Source organism: Methylobacterium sp. A54F, assembly GCF_053346035.1.
The window spans coordinates 1-294 of sequence record NZ_JBKFBF010000174.1 but is presented as its reverse complement, the minus strand read 5'-3'; the positions used below and the strand labels follow the sequence as shown (position 1 = coordinate 294).

The window sequence follows — 294 nt, the reverse complement described above, 5'->3', positions numbered from 1 at the left end:
TGGATCTGACGAGCGCCGACGCGCTGGAATTCCTCGGCGAGGCGGCACGCCCCCTCGGGGAGGCGGACAGGGAGCGGGCGCTTCGGCGCTGAGGGGCCATGCGCGGGGTCTTGGAACGCAGCATCATCCGCGGAGCCGGCCGGCCGCGCCGGGGGCTCGCCCTCGCGCTGCCGCTGCTGCTCTCGGCCTGCGCGGGCGAGCACACCGGGGCGGTCCTGACACCGGCGGGCGTCACGGTGCCGGCCGAGGCGCCGCGCACCACCGGCCGCGAGCGCGGCTCGGACGCCGACCACC

1 pseudogene is annotated in these 294 nt (G+C 78.6%); it reads left to right on the top strand.

Annotated features, from left to right (window positions below):
• Window positions 1–98: 98 nt before the first annotated feature.
• Window positions 99–294 (top strand): annotated as a pseudogene (locus ACLBXP_RS25840) (M48 family metalloprotease); the annotation flags it as partial.